20 protein-coding genes are annotated in these 21,043 nt (G+C 71.3%); 7 read left to right on the forward strand and 13 right to left on the reverse strand.

What is annotated here, in order from left to right:
- Positions 1-8 precede the first annotated feature (8 nt).
- From ACIQK6_RS32925 to ACIQK6_RS32950, 6 genes are all read right to left on the reverse strand, one after another.
- Positions 9-833 (reverse strand): hypothetical protein, encoded by an 825-nt coding sequence (locus ACIQK6_RS32925; protein ID WP_329102488.1) that lies wholly within the window; start codon positions 831-833, stop codon positions 9-11.
- A 153-nt stretch (positions 834-986) separates the two neighbouring features.
- On the reverse strand, positions 987-2,000 hold the full coding sequence (locus ACIQK6_RS32930) for an N-acetylmuramoyl-L-alanine amidase (protein WP_329102489.1): 1,014 nt from the start codon (positions 1,998-2,000) through the stop codon (positions 987-989).
- Positions 2,001-2,094: 94 nt separating this feature from the next.
- Entirely contained in the window at positions 2,095-2,709 is a 615-nt protein-coding gene (locus tag ACIQK6_RS32935; protein WP_329102491.1) for a hypothetical protein, read from the reverse strand.
- A 63-nt stretch (positions 2,710-2,772) separates the two neighbouring features.
- A complete protein-coding gene (locus ACIQK6_RS32940; protein ID WP_329102493.1) occupies positions 2,773-3,153 on the reverse strand; it encodes a hypothetical protein in 381 nt (126 codons plus the stop codon).
- A gap of 136 nt (positions 3,154-3,289) precedes the next feature.
- Positions 3,290-3,931 (reverse strand): class I SAM-dependent methyltransferase, encoded by a 642-nt coding sequence (locus tag ACIQK6_RS32945; RefSeq protein WP_402696285.1) that lies wholly within the window; start codon positions 3,929-3,931, stop codon positions 3,290-3,292.
- Between the two features lie 95 nt (positions 3,932-4,026).
- Positions 4,027-5,853: a protein kinase gene (locus tag ACIQK6_RS32950; protein WP_402696287.1), complete on the reverse strand. Its 1,827-nt coding sequence runs from the start codon at positions 5,851-5,853 to the stop codon at positions 4,027-4,029.
- Between the two features lie 204 nt (positions 5,854-6,057).
- Between ACIQK6_RS32950 and ACIQK6_RS32955 the strand changes: the two genes are divergently transcribed.
- The 4 genes from ACIQK6_RS32955 to ACIQK6_RS32970 all read left to right on the forward strand — a co-directional run bounded on the left by ACIQK6_RS32955 (position 6,058) and on the right by ACIQK6_RS32970 (position 9,487).
- Positions 6,058-6,906: a helix-turn-helix transcriptional regulator gene (locus tag ACIQK6_RS32955; RefSeq protein WP_402696351.1), complete on the forward strand. Its 849-nt coding sequence runs from the start codon at positions 6,058-6,060 to the stop codon at positions 6,904-6,906.
- A complete protein-coding gene (locus ACIQK6_RS32960; protein WP_402696289.1) occupies positions 6,866-7,132 on the forward strand; it encodes a DUF397 domain-containing protein in 267 nt (88 codons plus the stop codon). Before ACIQK6_RS32955 ends, ACIQK6_RS32960 begins: the two co-directional genes overlap by 41 nt.
- A 35-nt stretch (positions 7,133-7,167) precedes the next feature.
- Positions 7,168-8,754 carry a serine/threonine-protein kinase gene (locus ACIQK6_RS32965; protein ID WP_402696291.1) on the forward strand — a complete coding sequence of 529 codons (1,587 nt, stop codon included), beginning with the start codon at positions 7,168-7,170 and terminating at the stop codon, positions 8,752-8,754.
- A gap of 199 nt (positions 8,755-8,953) precedes the next feature.
- Positions 8,954-9,487: a hypothetical protein gene (locus tag ACIQK6_RS32970; RefSeq protein ID WP_402696293.1), complete on the forward strand. Its 534-nt coding sequence runs from the start codon at positions 8,954-8,956 to the stop codon at positions 9,485-9,487.
- Positions 9,488-9,544: 57 nt separating this feature from the next.
- On the opposite strand, the gene ACIQK6_RS32975 is transcribed toward ACIQK6_RS32970, so the two are convergent.
- From ACIQK6_RS32975 to ACIQK6_RS33005, 7 genes are all read right to left on the reverse strand, one after another.
- Positions 9,545-10,603 carry a protein kinase family protein gene (locus ACIQK6_RS32975; protein ID WP_402696295.1) on the reverse strand — a complete coding sequence of 353 codons (1,059 nt, stop codon included), beginning with the start codon at positions 10,601-10,603 and terminating at the stop codon, positions 9,545-9,547.
- 122 nt (positions 10,604-10,725) lie between these two features.
- On the reverse strand, positions 10,726-11,769 hold the full coding sequence (locus ACIQK6_RS32980; RefSeq protein ID WP_402696298.1) for an alkaline phosphatase family protein: 1,044 nt from the start codon (positions 11,767-11,769) through the stop codon (positions 10,726-10,728).
- Between the two features lie 169 nt (positions 11,770-11,938).
- Complete coding sequence (locus ACIQK6_RS32985; RefSeq protein ID WP_329102507.1) at positions 11,939-12,805, reverse strand: hypothetical protein; 867 nt, start codon at positions 12,803-12,805, stop codon at positions 11,939-11,941.
- Between the two features lie 101 nt (positions 12,806-12,906).
- Positions 12,907-13,266 (reverse strand): peptidase inhibitor family I36 protein, encoded by a 360-nt coding sequence (locus ACIQK6_RS32990; RefSeq protein WP_329102509.1) that lies wholly within the window; start codon positions 13,264-13,266, stop codon positions 12,907-12,909.
- 224 nt (positions 13,267-13,490) lie between these two features.
- Positions 13,491-14,114 carry a histidine phosphatase family protein gene (locus ACIQK6_RS32995; RefSeq protein ID WP_402696299.1) on the reverse strand — a complete coding sequence of 208 codons (624 nt, stop codon included), beginning with the start codon at positions 14,112-14,114 and terminating at the stop codon, positions 13,491-13,493.
- A 117-nt stretch (positions 14,115-14,231) separates the two neighbouring features.
- Entirely contained in the window at positions 14,232-14,969 is a 738-nt protein-coding gene (locus ACIQK6_RS33000; RefSeq protein WP_402696301.1) for a VOC family protein, read from the reverse strand.
- A 136-nt stretch (positions 14,970-15,105) separates the two neighbouring features.
- Complete coding sequence (locus ACIQK6_RS33005; protein ID WP_402696303.1) at positions 15,106-16,521, reverse strand: hypothetical protein; 1,416 nt, start codon at positions 16,519-16,521, stop codon at positions 15,106-15,108.
- Positions 16,522-17,002: 481 nt separating this feature from the next.
- Here ACIQK6_RS33005 and ACIQK6_RS33010 point away from each other — a divergent pair, with 481 nt between their 5' ends.
- The 3 genes from ACIQK6_RS33010 to ACIQK6_RS33020 all read left to right on the forward strand — a co-directional run bounded on the left by ACIQK6_RS33010 (position 17,003) and on the right by ACIQK6_RS33020 (position 21,016).
- Positions 17,003-19,135, forward strand: a complete 2,133-nt coding sequence (locus ACIQK6_RS33010; protein ID WP_329102519.1) for an acyl-CoA dehydrogenase family protein — start codon at positions 17,003-17,005, stop codon at positions 19,133-19,135.
- Between the two features lie 12 nt (positions 19,136-19,147).
- The gene (locus tag ACIQK6_RS33015) at positions 19,148-20,359 is read left to right on the forward strand and encodes a lipid-transfer protein (RefSeq protein ID WP_329102521.1); all 1,212 of its coding nucleotides are present in this window, start codon (positions 19,148-19,150) and stop codon (positions 20,357-20,359) included.
- Positions 20,360-20,500: 141 nt separating this feature from the next.
- Positions 20,501-21,016: a YcxB family protein gene (locus tag ACIQK6_RS33020; RefSeq protein WP_329102522.1), complete on the forward strand. Its 516-nt coding sequence runs from the start codon at positions 20,501-20,503 to the stop codon at positions 21,014-21,016.
- The last annotated feature ends 27 nt before the right edge of the window (positions 21,017-21,043 follow it).

Raw genomic sequence — 21,043 nt, forward strand, 5'->3', positions numbered from 1 at the left:
GGCGGCGGTCAGCCGCGCTGGATGCCCGAGGTGTCGTTCAGCACGCCGCGGCGGCCGTCCTGGGTCTGGGCGATCAGGGTGGCCGCGCCACGCTGCTCGACGGCCAGGTACCAGGTGCCCGGGGCGAGTTCCGCGATCGGGGTCGGGGAGCCGTCCTCCGCGTACAGCGGGCGGGCCACCGGCACCGCGAACCAGAACGGCGTGAAGTCCGCCGCCGGGGCCGGGGCCGGGGTGTGCTGGGAGTCCTGCGGACCGGGACCCGGGGTCGGGTTCGGCGTGCCGCCGTACGGCGGGACCGGCTGCGGCGTGGAACCGTACGGGGTCTGCTGCGCGCCGGGGTAGCCGTACCCGGCACCCGGCTGGGGCTGGCCCGGCTGGCCGCCGTACGGCGGGACGGCGGCGGGACGCGGCTCCGGAACGAGCTGGCCGGCGAGCGCCGGGATCTTCGCGCCGGCGACGGCCACGCCGGCCAGGGCCAGCGTGCCCAGGAAGGCGAGGATGGAGCCCGCGCCCAGGTCGAGCACGTCCGGGCAGGCGATGAGCGCCCACAGCGACGACCAGGCGGCGGAGACGGCGAGCACGGTGCCCCACGCCGTCAGCGGCAGGCCGGCCAGCTTGCGCTCCGGCTGGAAGCGGGACGCGATCAGCAGGCCGGCGGCGATGAAGGCGAGCAGGAAGATGCTGGGGAGCGCCAGGTAGTTGGAGTCGAGGTCCCACACGCTCGGCCGGTCGATACCGGTCGCGGAGTAGAAATCGAGGAACGAGGCGATGAACAGCAGCGCCGCTGCTCCGATCACCACGCCGTCGCCTCGAGTGAGGGAGCGGATGTTCACGTCTTAGGTGTCCTTCTCGGTCTCGGTCGTCGTCTCGTGGTGCCGCGGTCGCAGAACGTGCCTGCAGCAGGGCGGGCGGCACCATGGTACGGAGGTTTCCCACGGCCGAGATGATCGGGGCGGCGGGTGGTCCCGCCGGACTCCCGAGGGGTACTACCCGCCGAGGAATCCGACGATGCCGTCCGCGATGCCCTGAGCCGCCTTCTGCCGCCACTCCGGACTCGTCAGTTGCGCCGCGTCCTTGGCGTCACGCATGTTGCCGCATTCGATGAACACCTTGGGCTGGGTTGACAGGTTCAGTCCGCCGAGGTCGTCACGGACGACCAAACCGGTACCGCTGCCCAGGTAGTTGGCGGGCGCGGAGCCGGTGGTGCGGGCGAAGTTCCCGGCGATCCGCTCGCCCAGCTCCCGGGACGGTCCGACGATCTTCGCGGTGTCCGCGGCGCCGCCCTTGACCTTGGCCGGGAGGATGACGTGGAAGCCCCGGTTGCCCGCCGAGACCCCGTCGGCGTGGACGGACACGACGGCGTCGGCCTTCGCCTCGTTGCCGATGCGGGCGCGCTCGGTGATGCAGGGCCCCCACGGGCGGTCGGCCTGGTGGGTGAGGACCACCTTGGCCCCCTGGGCCTCAAGGGCGGTCCGCAGGCGCCGGGAGACGTCGAGGGTGAAGTCGGCCTCCTTGTAACCGGCGTTCGTGGTGGTGCCGGTCGTGTCGCACTCCTTGCGGCCCGTGCCGATGTCGACCTGCTGGTCGATCTCGTCGGTGTGCTCGAAGTTCCCGGCGTTGTGACCGGGGTCGACGACCACGGTCTTGCCGGCGAGCGGGCCCCTGGCGGGTGCGGGTGCGGCCGCGGTGGTGCTCTGACTGGCGCTGGGGCTCGTGCTCGCGCTGGTACTTGCGCTCGCGCCCTCGGCGGGCGCGGAGCCCGGCTTCGAGTCCCGCTGGCCCGGCGACAGGGTCGAGTGCGAGGCGGACGGCGGCGTCGAGCGGGACGGTCCGTCGGACCCCGTCCCGGCGAACGCCTGGGTCAGGACCCAGCCCGCCAGAGTGGCCGGGGCGAGCGCGGCAACCCCGACGACGAGCGTGGCGCGTCGGGTGAACCAGGACCGGTCCGGGTCGATGGAGGAGCCGGACTCGGGGGGCGGGGGGCTGTTGTCGTTGCGCACGCCGCGATGCTAGACCCGCCTCCCGCCGCTCGTCCGGACCGTAGGCCATCCGAAGGCGTGGTGCGATGGTATGCCCGGCGTTCATAGGGGCGGATCAGGTCCGGCGTTCACGCCCGCGCGCCGAGCGCACCCACTCCCACGCCGTGTGCCCCACGAGAGCCAGGGCGGCGAGGACGGCGATCACACGGATCGTGCTCCAGGTCATTTCGACGAATCTTCCCGCGGTGGCCGCTTCCACTTCCAGCCGGGTAGACGTTTCGAAGTAGACGATGAGCGGAACGAGGAGGCGGAACGGAAGCCCGCCGATTCCGGGGATCCGCGCCAGATTTCCGAACAGGCCCAGCGGGGCGCCGAATAAGAAAGCGGCAATTCCCCAGAACAGGATTCCCGACGAGACGCCGTCCCCGACCGTCCCGTCGGCCGTCATCCCGATGGGCGCGACGGGACTCAGCCATTTGAGCAGGTAGTAGACGACCACACCGACGGCCAATGCCGAAGACGCCAGACAGGCGGACTCCACCTTCGATTTCCTGGTGTACCCGACGAGGAAGGCGAAACACGCCCACGACCATCCTCCGGAGAACACGATGTTCACCACGTGAAAGATCGGGCCGTCGAGTTTGCCGGCGAGGGCGCCGAGGGCGCCGATCAGCGCACCCGCTCCGAGAGTCAAAAATGCGGACATGGTGCGAGTGCGCAGAACATTCACGTCATGCTCCCCTGTCTGCGGGTCACCGGTAGAAGAGATCTGAAGGGCTCCGAAGGGAGCGACCTAGAAAGGCGGCCAGTCGGATCCCGGAGGCGGGGCGGGAGAGACCCTGTTGTCGTTCCGCATGTCGAGGGGCCAGCGCTCGTCGATGACCGCAACGGCCTCCTTGCACGCCTCACAGGCATTCGGCCACTTGGCCACGAACGGGTACGGCGAGGCGTCGAGGCCCTCGTGGGCAATGCCGCACAGCGTCGCACCGACGCCATCGGCGGAGTACGCGTACGCCGCGTCGTACGCGTGGGCGACGTCCTCCGGGAGCTGCGGGGATTCCGCCCGCCCCCACGATATGTAGCCGTACTGCGGTCGCGAGACTTCGCGCGGGTCGTATCCGAATTCGGTCCAGGCGTAGCACCAGGGGCAGAACCAGCGTTCCTTCACCTTCATGTCCCACCGCGTCGGCGGTTCATTCACCGGTATTCGGCGCATCTCATGGTCGCAGACATCACAGATCACACCGCATAGTGCCTCGTTGCGCGCGGTGCCGGGAAGTCCGGGTCCGGCAAGAGCCGGAAGACAAGGCCTAGATTCCGGCGCCCGTGCGCCGCAGGACGCGCAGCGAGTCGGTGACGGAGATCTCCTCGAAGGCGCCGGAGGCCAGGGCCCGCAGGTAGATCCGGTACGGGGCCTGGCCGCCGTCGGCCGGGTCAGGGAAGACGTCGTGGATGACGAGCGTGCCGCCCTCCGCGACGTGCGGGGCCCAGCCCTCGTAGTCGCCGCTCGCGTGCTCGTCCGTGTGGCCGCCGTCGATGAAGACGAAGCCGAGCTTGCCGCCCCAGGTGGCCGCGACCTGCGGGGACCGGCCGACGATCGCGATCACGTGGTCCTCCAGCCCGGCCTTGTGCAGGGTCCGGCGGAAGGTCGGCAGCGTGTCCATCAGCCCGACCTCCGGGTCCACGACCGTCGGGTCGTGGTACTCCCAGCCCGGCTGCTGCTCCTCGCTGCCCCGGTGGTGGTCGACGGTGATCGCCGCCACGCCGGCCTCGCGCGCGGCGTCGGCCAGCAGGATGGTGGAGCGGCCGCAGTACGTGCCGACCTCCAGCAGCGGCAGCCCGAGCGCCCCGGCGGCGGTGGCCGCCTCGTACAGGGCGAGGCCCTCGCGTACGGGCATGAACCCCTTGGCGGCCTCGAAGGCGGCGAGGGTCTCCGGCTTGGGGGTGGCCATGGTTCCTCCGGCGGTGATCGTGTGTGGCGGCCCATGGTGCCCTACCCGCTGGTAGGACGCTACGGCCGGGGTGGGGCTCGTACGCCGCCGCCCGGTCAGCGGCCGAACAGCCGGGACAGGCCGCCCGTCCCGCCGCCCGTCCCCTCCGCCCGCCGCTGCTCCCGTACGGCCCGCCGGAAGTCCGCCCGGGTGTCGGAGACCTCGTCGGCCAGGTCCTGCATGCCGGGGAGGAAGGGGAGCCGGCGCAGCAACGGGTTCAGGTGTGCCAGGGCGGCCGCCGGATCGCCCGCCTCGCCGATGGCGCGGAGCACCCGGTGGGCCACCTCCGGATTCCCGCGTTCGGCGAGCTCGGCGAGGTCGGGGAAGAGCCGCCAGTACAGGAGCGCGGCTCCGGCGGCGTCACCGACCAGCCAGGCGTCGTGGGCCAGCCTGCGCCGCACGTCCAGCAGGACGGGACTGTCGGCCGTCAGGGCCCATTCCAGGTCGGGCAGCAGCGGCCCCAGCCAGGCGCGCTCGCTCAGCGCGCGCTCCCGGCTGCGCGCGTCCCACTGGGCGTCGCGGGGGTGGGCGCCCCGGTGCATGGCCGACGCCAGGTGGTAGCGGGCGGTCAGCGTGACCAGGTCGTGCGAGCCGAGCACCCGCGTCGCCTGCTCGATGATCTCGCGCAGCTCCTGCTCGCTGCGGCGGCCGTCCCCCGAACCGAAGGCCGCCGCCTCGCCGACCCAGGCGGCGCGCCCGGTGATCGTGTCCGGATGCTCCAGGCCCAGGACCCGCACCATGCGCGGCAGCAGGCGTTCCAGATCGGTCGTCCTGGACCGCCCCGGGAGCCGCATCACGCGGTGGTAGGCGGCCCGCACGGTCAGGGCGTCCTGCGCGCCGAGCTCCTCGGCCAGGTCGCCGGTCAGCATGCGCAGCCGTTCCACGACGTCGGCCGGTTCGTCCTCCAGCAGCTGCGTCAGCCTGCGCTCCAGCAGCGTGCGGACCGGATCGCCGGCCGCGGTGTGCACGGTGGGGGCGTACGACGGCGGGGGCGGGAAGGCGGCCGCCGGTGCGGGCGGCTCGGGTACGGGTACGGGGGCCTCGCTCCGGGCGATCTCCGCCAGCCGCCGGGACACCTCGACGGCGTCCCCGGGCCGGTCCGCCGGGTCCTTCGCGAGCAGCTCCAGTACGAGGGAGTCCAGCGCGTCCGGCAGCCCCGCGCGCAGCGAACTCGGCGCGGGCGGCGCGGTCGTGAGGTGCTGGGCGAGCAGCTCGTGCATCTCGCGCGCGGCGGCGAAGGGGCGGGAGCCGGTCGTCAGCTCCATCAGCACGCAGCCCAGGGCGTACAGGTCGGCCCGCCCGTCGACGGGCACGCCGTTCGCCCCGCCGGTCCACCGCTCGGGGGCCATGTAAGGGAAGGAGCCGATGACCATGCCGGTGGCCGTCAGCCCCGTCGTGGTGGTGGCGGCGCCGGTGCCGCCACCGGCCTTGGCGATGCCGAAGTCGAGCACCTTCGTCAGCCCGCCGTCGGTGACCATCACGTTGGCCGGCTTGACGTCCCGGTGGACGATCCCGGCCTCGTGGGCCGCCCCCAGCGCGTCCGCGATCCGTCCGGCCCATTCCAGGGCGTCCGCGAGCGGCGGAACTCCGGCTTCCAGCACCTCGGCCAGACTGCGGCCGCGGAGCAGCTCCATGACGAGGTAGACGGCGTCGCGCCCCTCGCGTTCGGTGCGCCCGAAGTCGTGGATGGTGGCGATGTTGGGGTGCGCGAGGTTCCCGGCGAGGCTGGCCTCCCGCTCGAAGCGGCGGGTGTCCTCCGGCGTCTGCGGATAGCCGATCTTGACGGCGACCTGGCGGCCCACCCGGCTGTCCTCGGCCCGCCACACCTCGCCGAAGCCGCCCCGGCCGAGCAACTCGGCCAGCGCGTACCGGCCTTCGATCACTTCCCGCACCTGCCAGGCCCCCGTCACCACAAGATCAGTCCGGCAGAGCATTATCCCCGCACGTGAGCGGACCGGCTGCCGACTGCTTCTGACCGACCGTGACCGAGTGTGTGATTCACCCCACCGGAGCGCATGCGGCTGATTACGCTCGGCTACAGGGCGAAACGAACGCCGAACAGCGTGAACTTGGGGGGCGACCACCTCATGGTCAAGATCCGCGAACTCGATCCCAGCGCCTCGCCGCTGGACTACTACGGCTACGAACTGCGACGGCTGCGAGAGGCCGCCGGGCTGAAGCAGGCGCAGCTGGGCGAGATCATCTTCTGTACGGGCTCCCTGATCGGCCAGATCGAGACGACGAAGCGGGTCCCGACCCGGGACTTCTCGGAGCGGGTGGACGCGGCGCTGGGCACGGACGGGTTCTTCTCCCGGCTGGTGGGACTGGTCCTGCGGAGCGTGCTGCCGACGTGGTTCCAGCCGTACGCGGAGATGGAGGCCAGGGCCTCGTACATCTCCACCTTCCAGGCCCAGTTGGTCTACGGGCTGCTCCAGACCCCCGCCTACGCGCGGGCCGTGCTCGGGGTGCGGACCGAGGGAGACCTCGACGCGAAGGTGGCCGCACGGATGGAGCGGCAGCGGATCCTCGACCGCGAAGACCCGCCACTGATGTGGGTGGTGATGAGCGAGGCCGTACTGCACCAGGAGATCGGCGGGCGCGAGGTGATGAGGAATCAGCTCGCCCACTTGCTGGAGCTACAGCGGCGGGAGTGGGTGAAGGTGCAGATCCTGCCGTTCGAGGCGGGCGCCCATGCGGGGCTGCCTGGCACGTTCAACCTCCTGCGGTTCGAGGACGAGCCCGACCTCGTCTACACCGAGGACTTCGTGCAGGGCCATATGACGGCCAATCCGCAAGCTCTCAGGGAGGGTTCGCTCCGATACGATCATTTGCAGGCAGCCGCCCTGTCCCTGGAGGACTCGGTGGCACGGATCGCCCGCGTAATGGAGGAGCGTTATGGACACCATCCGGAACCTGACGGGCGCGCAGTGGCGTAAGTCCTCGTACAGCTCCGACACCGGCGGCGACTGCATCGAGTGCGCCCCGCTCGGTGACACCGGCTGGCTCAAGGCCTCGTACAGCGGCGACACCGGTGGCCAGTGCGTCGAGGTCGCCGCCCAGCCCTGCCTCGTCGCCGTCCGGGATTCCAAGAACCCCGAGGGGCCCGTCTTCACCGTTCAACCGGCCGTGTTCCAGGCCTTCGTGAAGTCCCTCTCTGTATGATCCGCCCCTGACGACGGGGAGGGAGTCGGGGGGACATGGAGCGCGTAGGACCGGCCGGTCCGACGCACGTGGGGCCGTTCAAGGTGGCCGGCGTGCTCGGGCAAGGGGGCATGGGACGGGTACTGCTGTGCGCGGGGCCTGACGGGCGGCTCGTCGCCGTCAAGCAGGTGCTCGCGCACTTCGCCGACGACGAGGGCTTCCGGGCCCGCTTCCGGCGCGAGGTCGCGGCCTCGCGCAAGGTCTCCGGTGCGTACACGGCGGCCGTCATGGACGCCGACCCGGACGCGCCGACGCCATGGCTGGCCTCGGTGTTCGTGTCCGGGCCCTCGCTCGGGGACGTGGTCAAGGCGGACGGGGTGCTGGAGGAGGCCGTCGGCCACCGGCTGGCGGCCGGGCTGGCGTCGGCGCTCGTGGAGATCCACCGGGCGGGGCTGATCCACCGGGACCTCAAGCCCGACAACGTGCTCCTGACCGAGGACGGGGTCCGTGTCATCGACCTCGGCATCGCGCGGGCCACGGAGGGCGAGGTCGAGGGCGACACCGGGCTGACGCGCACCGGCTGGGTGATCGGTTCGCCCTCCTTCATGTCGCCCGAGCAGGCGGAGAGCAAGCCGCTGACCCCGGCGAGCGACGTGTTCTCGCTCGGATCGATGCTGGTCATGGCGTTCACCGGCAGCAGCCCCTTCACCGGGGCCTCGACCCTCAAGACGCTCTACGACGTCGTGCACTCCGCCCCCGACCTGAGCGCGGTGCCCGACGGGCTGCGCGGGATCGTGGAGCGCTGCCTGGCCAAGGACCCTGCGGCCAGGCCCACCCCGGCGCAGCTGCTCGAACTCCTCGGGCCGGTCGCTCCCGCGGGCATGCAGTGGCCGCCCGCCGTGTACCGGATGCTGGCCGAGCAGCGGGCGGACATCGACCGGCTGCTGTCCGGCGACACGGTGGACGTGGAGGTGCCGCAGGAACCGCAGCCGGAGCCGGAGCAGGTTCCGGCGCCCGATGCGGTGGTGGAGCGGGCGGCCGAGGTCGCGGAGCCCGTCGCGCCGACCGAGTCGGCGTCGACCCCGCCGCCCCGGAGGCGGTCGCGGGCGGTGGCCCTGGCGGCCGCCGGGGTGCTGGTGGCGACGGGTGTCGGCGTGGCCGCGTACACCCTGGACCGGCGGTCGGCGGAAGGCTCCGGTCCCGCGGCCTACACCGATGTACCGGCCTGCCAGAAGGCCACCCAGGACCTCCCCCTGACCGGGCGGGACGCCAAGGAGGACTCCCACAGCGCGAGCAGGACCGAGGTGCGCACGAGCTGCACGTGGTCCGACGCGCTGGCCGGCCGGCGGACCGCGCTGGTCCGGTGGGACGTCAAGCGGGGCGGTGAGGACAGCGCCAACGCGAAGCTCCAGCAGGCCGGTTTCGCCGCGAGCGCGGCCGGGGGGAAGCGGGTGAACAACCTCGGGTTCGGCGACGGGGCGTACTGGGAGTCCCCCGGCACCACCGAGTGGACCTGTGCGCTCTCCGTCCGGCACGGCAATCTGGTCGTCTGGGTCGGCCTGTACCAGCCCGGGGGCTGTGAGCAGAAGGCCAAGGAGATCGCCAAGGCCGCACTGAAGCCCGTACCGGTCAAGTCCGGCTGAGACCCGTCCCGGTCCCGCACCCGCTGACCGTGATGCGGGCGGAGGACCGGCGACTCGGATCCGTGGCGGTGGCCTCGGAGGATGACGGTGGTTTCCCCCATGCGGGGGAGGCCGCCGTCCCGCTCTCGTTCCACAGGGCCGTCCGAGTAGGCCGCGCAGGCTGATGAAGCCGGTCGGGCGGCGCATGACGATGTGTGGCATGAGCTTTCAACCGAGCGACTCGACGGTCATCTCCGCGGCGGCGCCGCCCCGCTGGGCCGTCTGCGCTGCGCACCTGACGACATGGGTGGTCCTGCCGAGCGGACTGTGGCGTATCGCGCTGGTGCTCGGGTACCCCGCCGGTTACACCGACGTCGGCTTCGAGAGCTTCCATACGATCGGCGCGAAGGTATGGATGCTGTCACTCAGCGTCCTCTGCGAGCTCGCGGCGTTCCTCACGATCGGTCTGGTACGGCCGTGGGGCGAGGTCGTGCCCCGCTGGATACCGCTGATCGGAGGGCGAAGAGTCCGCCCCATGGCAGCCGTGGTCCCCGCCGCCCTCGGCGCGGCGGCCCTGACCGCACTCTGGGCCTTCACCCCGTGGTGGTGGACCTTTCCGCACGACGACATGACGCCCACCGGAAGCCTCGTGGTCGGCATCCTGTACCTACCGCTGTTCCTCTGGGGGCCGCTCCTCGCCGCCGTCACCGTCTCCTACCACCGCCGTCATCGCACCCGCGCCGCCCGGCGGTGATCCGGTGACCGACTCGGTCAGCCGGAGTCGGCCCCGGTGCAGGACACTGGCGCTCCCTCAATTTCCGGCGGCACGGTCGAGTTCAGTGACCGGGAACGGGGTCCGCTTGCTTTCGGACAGCAGCCGGTGGTGGAACCCGTCCAGGACCACGGTGGCCCGGGCATGCCGTTCGACGACCGCCGCGATCTCGGGCGGGACGCCAGCGGGCCTTCGCCCTTCGGTCCACCCCCGCAGGAACGCGTCCGTAGGCGTATCGCCCCGGAGGCTATCGACGAGGTGGTGGTGGATCAGATGGCTCGCCGTGTAGTGGCGGTCGTAGGCGAGATGGTCCGAGAGGAACTGCTCCTCAACCGCGGAGAGCTCGAAACCCGAGCTCAGGGCCAGCCCGAAGTCCGCGAAGTAGATCAGCCGGCCGTCGGTCAGGAGGTTGCGGAAGTGGGCATCGAAGTGCACGAGCCCGCGGGACCTTATGAACGCGGTTCCCTGCGCCAAGCCGTCCTCCACCCACGAGTACGGGACGTCACCGCCGGGCCCCGCGGCCTCCCGACGCCCGTGCAGCCACGCGCCGAGCGTCTGCGGCACGTACTCCAGGAAGAGCACCAGGCTGCGGGAGGACCGGCCGATGGCCTCCAGCCACTCGCGCACGGCAGGTGAGCCGTCCCAGTGCGCGACCGCCCCGTCGATGCCCCCGAACTCGTCCACGAAGCCCTCGGGAGGGGAGTCGGGCAACACGCGCCAGTGGTACATCAGTGGAAAGCCCGCGTGCTCCCCGCCCAGGACCCAGTTGGTGGTCATGGTGTGTACGGCCAGTTCCCGCCAAGCGCCGAAGCCGGCCGAGCCCACGCCGTACTGGTAGAACATCGGCAGGCCGAAGAGGTTCGCGGTTGACCGCACGTTCTCCGGCCGGGTCTCGACGTCCGTCAGCGGCACCCTCTTGACGAAGACCCGCGTCCCGTCGACGTCCAGCTCCGCGGACCTGCCGCCGATGCCGGACCCGACCGCGGAAGCAGCCGCCACGACGTCGCCGAGCCGCCGGTCGCTCAGCAGGGACAGGTGGGTGGACACGCTCCCGTAGGCGACGAGCCGCGTGCCGTGCAGGGGGTCGGGGTCGTGCATCGACAACTCCTCGGTGCCCCTAACCAGGGCCTCAGCGACCGTACGAACCCGATCGACCCTATCCGCCGGGGTCAGCCCGCCCCTCGTGAACGACCCCCTCTGGGGTGCGAGGTCGGGAAGGGTCACGCGGGTGGTACCAGGCGGGGGAAGTGGATGGCGAGGAAGTCACGCATGATCTGCAGGGCCTGCGCCGGGGGTACCTCGGCGCTCGGATCGGCGGGGAGCCCCTCGATGCGGAGGTCGTGATGCTCCGCGAAGCTGCGGATCCCGTCAAAAGCCGCCCTGCCCAGGGTGGAGAGGCTCTTGCCCACGAGCAGGGCGTCCACGACGTACTGGGGCACGGGACGCGGGGTCGGCACGGGCCAGGTGCCCGGGTCCCTCGGGGTGTCGAGGGTGAAGACGTGGGAGATGGTCCGGGCGACGGCGTCGCGCGCGGTGAACGGGGCGCCGAGGTCCCACCGCTCGCGCAGGGTCGCGATCAGCGAGGTGTGGCGGTGTTCCTCGTTGAACACCTGGCCTTCGGCCACCCAGGGGGAGACCACGACGGCCGGAACCCGGTAGCCCGAGCGGTCGGACGCGAAGCCGAGCTGTCCGGCCGGAGCGGACGGGTCGGGCGGCGGCACCGGGCCGGGGGGAACGTGGTCGTAGGTGCCGCCGGGTTCGTCCCAGCCGATCAGCAGGGTCGTGTTCCACACGTTCGACCCGGTCGGCGACCGCATCGCCCGGTAGGCGTCGTAGATCCGGGCCAGGAACGCCTCGCCGCCCAGGATCGAGGACGGCGGGTCGGCGCCGCCGATCACGATGCCGTGGCCGAGGACGCGCGAGAACGCCGGGTGGTAGTCCCCGTGCCCGAGCACCAGGCTCGGTTCGATGAACGAGAAGTCGGGCAGGTGGCCGTCGGCGGCGTCGGTCTCGAACTCGGAGAACGGCACGAAGTGCGTGTCGAAGCGGTCCTTGAGCCGCGGGTAGTGGATCAGGCCGGTCATGGAGAACCGGTCCGGCTCGGCGACGTACACCTTCCACGTTCGACCGTGCCGCTCGAGCCTGTTGAAGATCGTCTCGGCGTCGTTCTCGAGCACCCAGTTCTTGACCGGCGAGTTCACCACGAACCCCGAGGCCGTCGCCGCGGTCCAGAACGACCGGTTGGTGAACGTCTGCGAGGGCACTTCGCTGAACCGGTTCGCCCGTGGCCGGGCCGACGGACGCCGCTCCGTCTCCCCACGTGTGGGCGGAGACGGTCGACCACCGTTCCGGGGCTCGCCCACCCGTCGGCGTGCCCCCACCTTCCAGGGTGCCTCCACGCGCGCGCAGGTGCACACCACCGACCCGGCCGGTCTACTGGCCGGCCGCCGCCTTCGCGGCGGACATGATTTTCTGTTTGGTGAGCAGCGGCCCCGCCAAAGCGGCCGAATTCGACTCGATCAGGAACTGCTGGTATTCGCTCTCGGCGTCGGACCATGCACCGATCAGGTTCACCTTCTGCTTGCACAGTACGTCGGCGAGTGCCACGTCCTTCTCGCGGGTTCCCGGGGTTTCGGCGCCGAATTCTTTGTCGTTGATCGCGGCGAGGGGGTCGGGGTAGGCGTGCCCGGACTCCCTCATGCAGTTCGACCACTGTGCGGTGGCTTTCATCACCGCGGGCGCCTTCTGCGACTTCTGGTAGCTTTCCACGTTGAGCTTTTGGGGAAGGTCCAAGGCGTCTTGCAGTTCGGCCTCGTGAAGTTCCCTCCGCGCCTCTCCGAAGCATCCGCCCTCCGGTACGGGCACGCCGTTGTACGTGGGCACCTCGCCCCTGACGAGCGGCATGATCGACGATGGGTAGTCTTCGGTCGGTTTTTTCACGTCTGGCACGTGATATCCGTGTTGTTTCGCGAGCTCCGCATCGGCCAGGCCGTAGCGCCGCTCGTTCGTTTCGATATCGGCGCTTCCCAGGGCTTTGGGGGTATATGGGGCACCCAATCCGGTGAGGCATCGCTGCATGAGGGAATCGCGCCCCCGGGCGAGAGTGCCCGCGTCGACCGTGGTCATGAGGTAGTCGTCCAGGGGCAGCTTGAGGGCCTTGCTGTCGGCGAGCTGGCTCGCCGCCGTCCGGCGCGGGGTTTCGCGGGGGCCGGCGGTGTCGGCCGAGCACGCGGACAGGAGCGGGAGCAGCAGCACCGCCATGCCGGCGCACGCTCTGGCGGACGGGGTGGTCGCGTTCACTGGATTCCTCTACGGGTGTCAAGGAAGGGTGCACAAGGAAGGGTGCTCCGCAATCGCGATGGCGGTTGCGGAGCACCCTTCCCCGGTTCAGGTGTCGATGCTCAGCAGATCCAGTCCCGGACGGAAGCGTTGTTGTTGTACGTGTTCACGAGGTTCCGGGAGGAGTGGGCGTGAACGGTGTCGTACGGGCCGGCGTAGTTCGAGTTGTAGTAGACCCGGTAGCACCAGTTCGAGGCGTTCTCGGTCGACGCGGCATTGTTCTTCACCAGCTGACCCTCGCCGTTGGCCCACGTGGTGAACACTTCCCCGGCGAGATTGGGTACGTCGACGTCCGTGAACCATCGGGCGCCGTTCTGGTTGGAGTTGTAGTAGAGGCAGAAAAAGCCGGTCGGGCACGCGTATGCGCTGGCCGGGGTGGCCATTCCCATCGTGACACCAGCTGCGGCGACCAAGAGTGCCATGGTCCGCTTCATGCGCATGGTTCATCCCCCTACGTAGTGGTGCTCTCGCCGGTACCAAATCGGGCACCACGAAGGGGAGTTGCTTCCCAAATGAGGCATGCCCGGACCCAGCCCGGCCGTGTCCGTGCCGACTATAGTGAACGGTTCACCTGCGCTCAATAGCCTTTATATGAGACGGAGTTGGCGTGAAGTGATCTCCGTGGGCCCCCTATGTGCGGGTGTACTCATATATGAAACTCGGGCGGGAAGTCGGTCCAGCGCAGTTCGGCCGGAAGGTGTCGCATGTCATTGGAGAAGAGGACGGAGGCGGGCCGGTCCGGCGCATAGCGGATGACGGTCAGGGCGGCGTTGCAGTGGTTGAGGCCGAGCCAGCGCCACTTCGGTGCGTACATGGCCTCCCGGACGAGCCAGGCGACGAGGAAGTTGTGCGTGACGACCAGTTCGTGCCGGTCCTCCTCGCCGTCCACCGGCCCGGTGAACAGGTCCAGTGCCCGCCGGGCCAGTGCGGGGCCGTGCTCCCGCTCCTCGGCGCTGGCGCCGGAGAGGAAGCGGAGGAACAAGTCGGCCGAGTCCGGCGGGAGTTCCTCCCGCTGCGGCATATGGGGGACGTAGTCGCCCGCGACCTCCGAACGGTGCAGGGGGTCGCCGCTCAATTGGTCGCCGATCAGGCGTGCCGTCTGCTCCGCCCGGGGCAGCGGGCCGTGGTGGACGGCCGCGAGCGGGGCGTCCCGGAGGCGCCGGCCCAGGAGGACGGCCTGCTGGCGGCCGTTCTCCGTGAGCTCGCTCTCGTCCGGTGTTGCCTCGCCGTGCCGGGCTAGATAGAGGTATCGGGTGGCCGTGCCGGTCATGGAGGGCTCCTTCGAAGCGTCAGTCGATCTTGTGCATCGATGGACGCCACTCCCTTCTGCGTCGGTTGCACGACCGGTGATGCGTCAGGAGCCGGGACGATGTGGAGCGACCGGAGGTCAGCGGGGGGTGAGCAGGCAGAACTCGTTGCCTTCCGGGTCGGCGAGAACCGTCCAGGAGATGGCGGACTGGTCGATGCCGGGGTCGGTGGCTCCCAGGGCGCGCAGTCGGGCCGCCTCTGCTGCCAGGTCGTCGCCGGGGTAGGGGCAGATGTCGAGGTGGACGCGGTTCCACACGCTCTTGGTGTCGGGGGTGCGGACGAACTCCAGGTAGGGACCGACGCCCTTGGCGGAACGCAGGGTCGCGTGCTCGTCGGTGACCTCGTGCAGCGTCCAGTCCATCGCCCCGTCCCAGAACCGGCCCATTGCCCGGGGGTCGGTGCAGTCGACCACCACCGCGGCGATCGGCCCGGTGTCCCGGTAGATCGGACGGGGCTCCAGGACGCAGAACTCGTTGCCCTCCGGGTCGGCCATGACCGTCCAGGGGACGTCGCCCTGGCCCACGTCGGCGAGGGTCGCGCCGAGCTCCTTCAGGCGCTCGACCAGCTCCGTCTGGTGCGCGGTCGAGGTGGTGGCCAGATCGAGGTGCACCCGGTTCTTGACCGTTTTGGGTTCCGGGCGGGCGATGATGTCGATGCAGACGGCCACGGGGTCGGGGTAGGAGAACCCCACGGGTTCGAGGTTGGTCACGCCGGGTCCCTCGGTGTCGACGCCCCAGCCGAGCGCCTCCGCCCAGAACCGGCCGAGCGCGGAGTCGTCCTGGGCCTTCATGTTGATCTGTACGAGTCGTGTTGCCATGCCGCAGATCCTAGAAGCCGCCGGCCGGGCCGCCGCGATCGGATCCGGCGCCGATCGCGGTCGTCCCCGTCCGGGCGGTGCGTGACCCGCCACCGCCAAGACGCCTGCCCGTTCAGGCTTGTTGCGGCACGGCGTCTCAGTCTGCGTCTCCGTGGCCGTCTTTGTGGCCGGGCTTGTCACCGTGGTCGTGACCGGGCCTCTCGCCGTGGCCGTGGCCGTCGCCGTGGCCGGGCTTGTCACCGTGGTCGTGGTCGTGGTCGTGGCCGTGGCCGGGCTTGTCGCAGTCTTCGTGGTCGTGCTTCTTCTTGACGTGGACGGTGACGGTGCAGGCGCGCGAGGTCGCGCAGGTGCCGCCGGGCGCGGTGGGCGCCGCGTAGTTGACCAGGGCGTGGTCGCCCTTGTCCGGGGAGTTCACCTCGACCTTGTACGTGACGGTCGCGGTGCTGCCGGGCGCCAGGGTGCCGGTCCAGGTCAGCGTGTTCCCGGTGAGGGACGCGGAGCCGGTGGTGGAGGTGAGCGAGCCCGGCACGAAGGTGGCGTCGTCCAGGACATCGCTCAGGTCGTCGGTGAAGTCGCCGTTCGCGGCGACGGCGCCGGTGTTCTTGACGGTGAGGCGGTAGGTGATGGTGTTGCCCTCGTTCACCGGTCCTCTCGGCGATGCCGACTTCGCCAGCGTGTAGGCGGGCACGACGCAGTTGCCGCCGTCCTGAGCGGAGCTGGCACCGTAGAAGCCGCGGCCGGTCGCTTCGACGGTCGTGACCGGGAGCGGCGCGGTCGACGCCGTGGTGGGCAGGCCGGTCAGCAGGTTGATGTCGCCGTTGGAGGCGAACGCGTAGACGGATCCCGCGGACTTGGCCGCACCGAAGGTCTGGGGAACCGTGCCGATCTGGACGATGGTGTTGTCGGGACGGATCCGGAAGACCGGGGACGGGCCCCCGGTGACCTGGGTGCCGAAGGCCAGGATGTCGCCGTCGTCCAGGGTGATGAAGTCGCCCGCCGAGACGACGTCGGCCGGGAAGGAGACGGGGAACAGCGTGGAGACCCCCGTGGCGGGGTCGATCAGGAAGATCTGGTTCGTGAGGAACGAGCCGGCGATCAGCATGCCGTCCGCGCGGGCGGTCAGGCCGTTGACGGCGGGCGACGGCGTGACCGCTGCGAGCGGTCCGGAGACCGGCTGGCTCGCCGTCTCCGCTCCGGTGATCGGGTCGATGGTGTAGAGCGTGGTCGAGCCGGCGGATCCGGGGAAGTCGACCCCGTACAGGGTTGATCCGTCGGGGCTGAACGCGATGTCGCCGTAGTCGCGGACCAGTGGAGCGGTGCTGAGCGTGTTGCCCGCCGTGTCGTACTGGATGAGCCTTTGGTCGTTTCCTCCGGTGTTCGCCCACAGCGGCGCCGGCGGGCACACCGCGCGCGCCTTCGACGCGGCGACACCGGCGGAGGTCGAAGCCGCACCCGCCCGCGCGAGTCCGGCAGGACCCGTGACGGCCAGAACGAGGCCGATCGCCGCACTCGTCAGCACCCGTCGCAGAACGGGCCGCCGGTGGTTCACCATGAAGGTTCCTCGCTTCTTCCGGCTCCCGCGGGAACACGGATCGTGTGGTGCCGCCAGCTCGGACGCACCAGCGGCTGACCGGGCACCCGACCCGGTCGGGACGAACAGTCCGATGCCCACCGACTCCCCGGACCACAATGCGCAACGGGGGGATGCCACCCTTCCGGGCCATCAGCACCACTCGGACGGCCCGTCGACCGCCCCTCGGGCCCACCCGGCCCGCCGAACGACTTCCGCCCCGGCGCCGCCCTCGACCGCACCGGCCCCGCGCCCCGGCGGTCTCCGTGCGGCCGGACCTCGAGATCCCTCCGTCGCCGATGCGGACACCCGCGGGGACCTGACCGACGTGCTCGCCGACCACTGACGTCTCGTGCCGTCTCCTTCGGCGCTGCGGGACAGGACCCGCGAGGGGCGGTGCCCGCTCCGAATCATCCGCAATCTGACCTTCCGTCAGATTGAAACGTGTTCTAGTCTGCCGCGCATGGGCATCGGAATCACGCAGGAGCAGCGCGAGTTGGCCGAGGCGGTGCGCGGCTGGATCGCGCGGGCCGTGCCTCCCGAGGAGGTCCGCAAGCTGCTCGACACCCCGCCGCAGACCGGGGCGCGGCCCGCCTACTGGGACGCGCTGACCGCGCAGGGGCTGCTCGACCCGCATCTGGACGGCGGCACCCTGCTCGACCTGGCCGTCGTCGTCGAGGAGGCGGCCCGGGCCGTGCTGCCCGGCGCGTACCTGCCGAGCGCGCTGGCCTCCGTACTGCTGGAGCGGGCCGGCGCCGAGCCGCTCGAAGGCCGGGTCGGGGCGGTCGCGCTCGGGCCGGGAACCCTGACGGCCGTTGCCGTCGAGGGCGGCGGCCACCTGCTCGACGGACTCGCCCCGCCCGTCCTCGGCGCGGGCGAGGCCGACCTGGTACTGCTCGCCGCCGACTCCGCGCAGGGCACCCGCTGGTTCGCCGTGGACGCCGTCGCGCTGGACATCCGTACGCACGACAGCGCCGACCCCACCCGTCCCACCGCCGAGGTGCGGGCGCGCGGGGTCGCCATCGCCCCGGAGCGGCTGCTGGAACTGGACGCGGCCCTGGTCCGCGACCTGGCCTGCACGCTCTTCGCCGCCGATGCCTGCGGCACCGCCGCCCGGGCGCTGCACACGGCCGCCGAGTACGCGAAGGTGCGCGAGCAGTTCGGCCGGCCCATCGGGCAGTTCCAGGGCGTCAAGCACCTGTGCGCCGACATGCTGGTCCGGCTGGAACAGGCCCGGGCGCTGGCCTGGGACGCCGCGCAGGCGATGGACGAGCCCGCCGACGTGCGCTCGCTGGTGGCTGCCCTCGCCGCCGGGACCGCCCTGGACGCCGCCCACTCCTGCGCCAAGGACTGCATCCAGCTCCTCGGCGGGATCGGCTTCACCTGGGAGCACGACGCCCACATCTACCTGCGACGGGCGCTCGTCGCCCGCCAGCTGATGGGGCCCGGCGACGGGCACCGCGTACGGGCCGTGCGGTGTGCGGCGGGCGGTGCGCGGCGCGAACTGCGCCTGGAACTGCCCGCGGAGGCCGAGACCTACCGGGCGAAGGCCCGGACCGCCATCGCGGACGCGCGCGGGCAGGGCCCGGCCGCCGCCCGCCGGATCCTGGCCGCCACCGGCTACGCGGCTCCGTACCTGCCGCCGCCCTACGGGATCGGCGCGGGCCCCGTCGAGCAGCTCGTCGTCCAGCAGGAGCTGAGCGCGGCCGGCGTGAAGCTCGCCGACCTCGGGATCGCCACCTGGGTGGTGCCCTCGCTGCTCGCCTACGGGACGCCCGCCCAGCGGGAGGCCCACCTCCTGCCGACCCTGCGCGGCGACGTCACCTGGTGCCAGCTCTTCTCGGAGCCGGGCGCCGGCTCCGACCTGGCCTCGCTGCGGACCCGGGCCGAGCGCCGGGAGGACGGCTCCTGGAAGGTCAACGGCCAGAAGGTGTGGACGAGTTCCGCCCACAGCGCCGACTTCGGGATCCTGTTGGCCCGCACCGACCCGGACGCGCCCAAGCACAAGGGGCTCGGCTACTTCGTCGTCGACATGAAGAACACCCCCGGCATCGACGTCCGGCCGCTGAAGGAGATCACCGGCGAGGCCCTCTTCAACGAGGTGTACCTCGACGACGTCGAGCTCCCGGCGGACGCGCTGGTGGGCGCGGCGGACGGCGGCTGGAAGGTGGCCCGCAACACCCTCGGCAACGAACGCGTCCACATGGCCGACCAGATGACCTTCGACACCGGCCTGGAGGCGCTCCTCGCGCGCGCCGCCGACCTCGACGGCACCTACCGGGCCCGGATCGGTGCACTCGCCGCCGAGGCGCACGCCCTGGCCTGCATCGGACTGCGCACCACGCTCTCGCAGGTGTCGGGGCTGGAGCCGGGCGCGGGCGCGTCCGTGCGCAAGCTCGTCCAGACCCCGCACCAGCAGCGGACCGCCGAGCTCGCGCTCGAACTGCTCGGGCCGGCGGGCGCGGTGCGGGAGGGAGCGGGGGAGCGGGCGGTCCACGGGATGCTCATGTCCCGCTGCCTGACCATCGCCGGAGGCACCACGCAGGTCCAGCTCAACGTCGTCGCCGAGCGGATCCTCGGCCTACCCAGGGACTAGGAGTTGTCGGGCATGAAGTCGTACATCGTGGGCGTCGGCATGACGAAGTTCGAGAAGCCGGAGTCGCGGGACTGGCAGTACTGGGACATGGCGCAGGAGGCCGGATCGGCGGCGCTCGCGGACGCGGGCATCGGCTACGACCTGGTCGAGCAGGTCCCGGTGGGGTACTGCTTCCAGGCCTCCACGGCCGGCCAGCGGGCCGTGTACGAGCTGGGGCTCTCCGGAGTGCCGGTCTACAACGTCAACAACAACTGCGCGACGGGCTCGACGGCGCTGATGATGGCGCGCCAGTTCGTGCAGGGCGGGATCAGCGACTGCGTGCTGGCGCTGGGCTTCGAGAAGATGAAGCGCGGCGCGCTGGGCGGGGGCGCGGACGGGGGTGCCCGCGGCGGAGCCGCTAATGAATCCTTCAAGACCTCGCCGGTGGCCCGGCACTACGGGATCATGGCCGCCGGCCACGGCTTCGAGATGTCCCCGCCCACGGCGCAGATCTTCGGCAACGCGGCGCGCGAGCACATGGAGCGGTACGGCACCACGGCCGCGCAGCTCGCGGCGGTCGGCGCGAAGAACCACCGGCACTCGGCGAACAACCCGAACGCGCAGTTCCAGGACGTGTACTCGGTCGAGGAGGTCCTGGCGGCCAAGGAGATCCACGCGCCGCTGACGAAGCTCCAGTGTTCGCCGACCTCGGACGGCGCGGCGGCGGCGCTGGTGGTGTCCGAGCGGTTCCTGGTGCGGCACGGGCTGCACGACAAGGCGGTGGAGATCGTCGGTCAGTCGATGACGACGGACACCGGGGCCTCCTTCGCCTCGGGCTCCTGCATCGACGTGGTCGGCAAGCCGATGACGGCGGCCGCGGCCCGACAGGCGTACGAGGTCTCGGGGCTCGGCATCGAGGACGTGGACGTGGTGGAGCTGCACGACTGCTTCTCCATCAACGAGCTGCTGACCTACGAGGCGCTGGGCATGTGCGAGGACGGCGCCGCCGGGAAGCTGGTGGAGTCGGGTGCGACCACGTACGGCGGGCGGTGGGTGGTCAACCCGTCCGGGGGGCTGATCTCCAAGGGTCATCCGCTGGGGGCGACGGGGCTGGCGCAGGCCGCGGAGCTGGTGTGGCAGTTGCGCGGCGAGGCCGGTCCGCGGCAGGTCGCGGGGGCGCGGGTGGGGCTCGCGCACAACATCGGGCTGGGCGGTGCGGCGGTGGTGACGCTGCTTCGGAGCTAGCGGGCCGGCCGGGCCGCCGCTTCCGGGGCTCCGCCCCGGACCCCCGCGCCTCAAACTCCCCCAGCTACCGCTGGGAGGTGCCCCCGGGCGGGGCTGAAAGGGCTCACGCGCCGCGGGGGCGGAGCGCTAGGCTCCGCTCCCGTGAGCGAGATACACGAGCTGTCCTTCAGTGCCACCGGCAGCCTGAGCAGGGACGAGTACGACGAGGCCGCCAAGGCGGCGGGGCTGTTCCGGCGGGGCCGGGTCCTGGCCGCCGCCACTACGATTCTCCTCGCCGCGGCGAGCCTGAAGCTGTCGTCCGACGGCCTCACCGTGTACCCCGTCCCGCTCGGGATCGCGGTGGCGTACGGCCTCGTCGTGCTGCTGCTCCTGCCGCGGTGGGCGGTGGGCCGGGGCTTCCGCAGCGGCCGGGCCGCCGAGGAGAAGCGGGTCGTGGTGGACGGCACGGGCATCGAGGTGTTCCGCGGCGGGGAGTCGCAGCGGATCGTGTGGGACGAGATGCGCTACTACTACGAGACGCCCCGGCTGCACGTGTTCGTGGGCCGCTCGCGCCGCCGGACGTGTCTCGTGGCGGTGCCCAAGCGGCTGTTCGCCGACCCGGGCGAGAGCGAGCTCCTCGCCGCCTACGGGCACGAGCAGGCCGGCGACGGCTCGTAGCACCCCGGCCCGGCCCGGACACCGTTA

Source organism: Streptomyces sp. NPDC091682 (genome assembly GCF_044756625.1).
Lineage (GTDB): Bacteria > Actinomycetota > Actinomycetes > Streptomycetales > Streptomycetaceae > Streptomyces.

Excerpts from the sequence above, each read along its gene's own strand:
- ACIQK6_RS32955 (WP_402696351.1), top strand. The coding sequence starts at position 6,058 with ATGGTCAAGATCCGCGAACTCGATCCCAGCGCCTCGCCGCTGGACTAC.
- ACIQK6_RS32960 (WP_402696289.1), top strand. The coding sequence starts at position 6,866 with ATGGACACCATCCGGAACCTGACGGGCGCGCAGTGGCGTAAGTCCTCG.
- ACIQK6_RS32965 (WP_402696291.1), top strand. The coding sequence starts at position 7,168 with ATGGAGCGCGTAGGACCGGCCGGTCCGACGCACGTGGGGCCGTTCAAG.
- ACIQK6_RS33010 (WP_329102519.1), top strand. The coding sequence starts at position 17,003 with ATGGGCATCGGAATCACGCAGGAGCAGCGCGAGTTGGCCGAGGCGGTG.
- ACIQK6_RS32990 (WP_329102509.1), bottom strand. The coding sequence starts at position 13,266 with ATGGCACTCTTGGTCGCCGCAGCTGGTGTCACGATGGGAATGGCCACC.
- ACIQK6_RS32970 (WP_402696293.1), top strand. The coding sequence starts at position 8,954 with ATGAGCTTTCAACCGAGCGACTCGACGGTCATCTCCGCGGCGGCGCCG.
- ACIQK6_RS32940 (WP_329102493.1), bottom strand. The coding sequence starts at position 3,153 with ATGAAGGTGAAGGAACGCTGGTTCTGCCCCTGGTGCTACGCCTGGACC.
- ACIQK6_RS32945 (WP_402696285.1), bottom strand. The coding sequence starts at position 3,931 with ATGGCCACCCCCAAGCCGGAGACCCTCGCCGCCTTCGAGGCCGCCAAG.
- ACIQK6_RS33005 (WP_402696303.1), bottom strand. The coding sequence starts at position 16,521 with ATGGTGAACCACCGGCGGCCCGTTCTGCGACGGGTGCTGACGAGTGCG.
- ACIQK6_RS33000 (WP_402696301.1), bottom strand. The coding sequence starts at position 14,969 with ATGGCAACACGACTCGTACAGATCAACATGAAGGCCCAGGACGACTCC.
- ACIQK6_RS32975 (WP_402696295.1), bottom strand. The coding sequence starts at position 10,603 with ATGCACGACCCCGACCCCCTGCACGGCACGCGGCTCGTCGCCTACGGG.
- ACIQK6_RS32995 (WP_402696299.1), bottom strand. The coding sequence starts at position 14,114 with ATGACCGGCACGGCCACCCGATACCTCTATCTAGCCCGGCACGGCGAG.
- ACIQK6_RS33015 (WP_329102521.1), top strand. The coding sequence starts at position 19,148 with ATGAAGTCGTACATCGTGGGCGTCGGCATGACGAAGTTCGAGAAGCCG.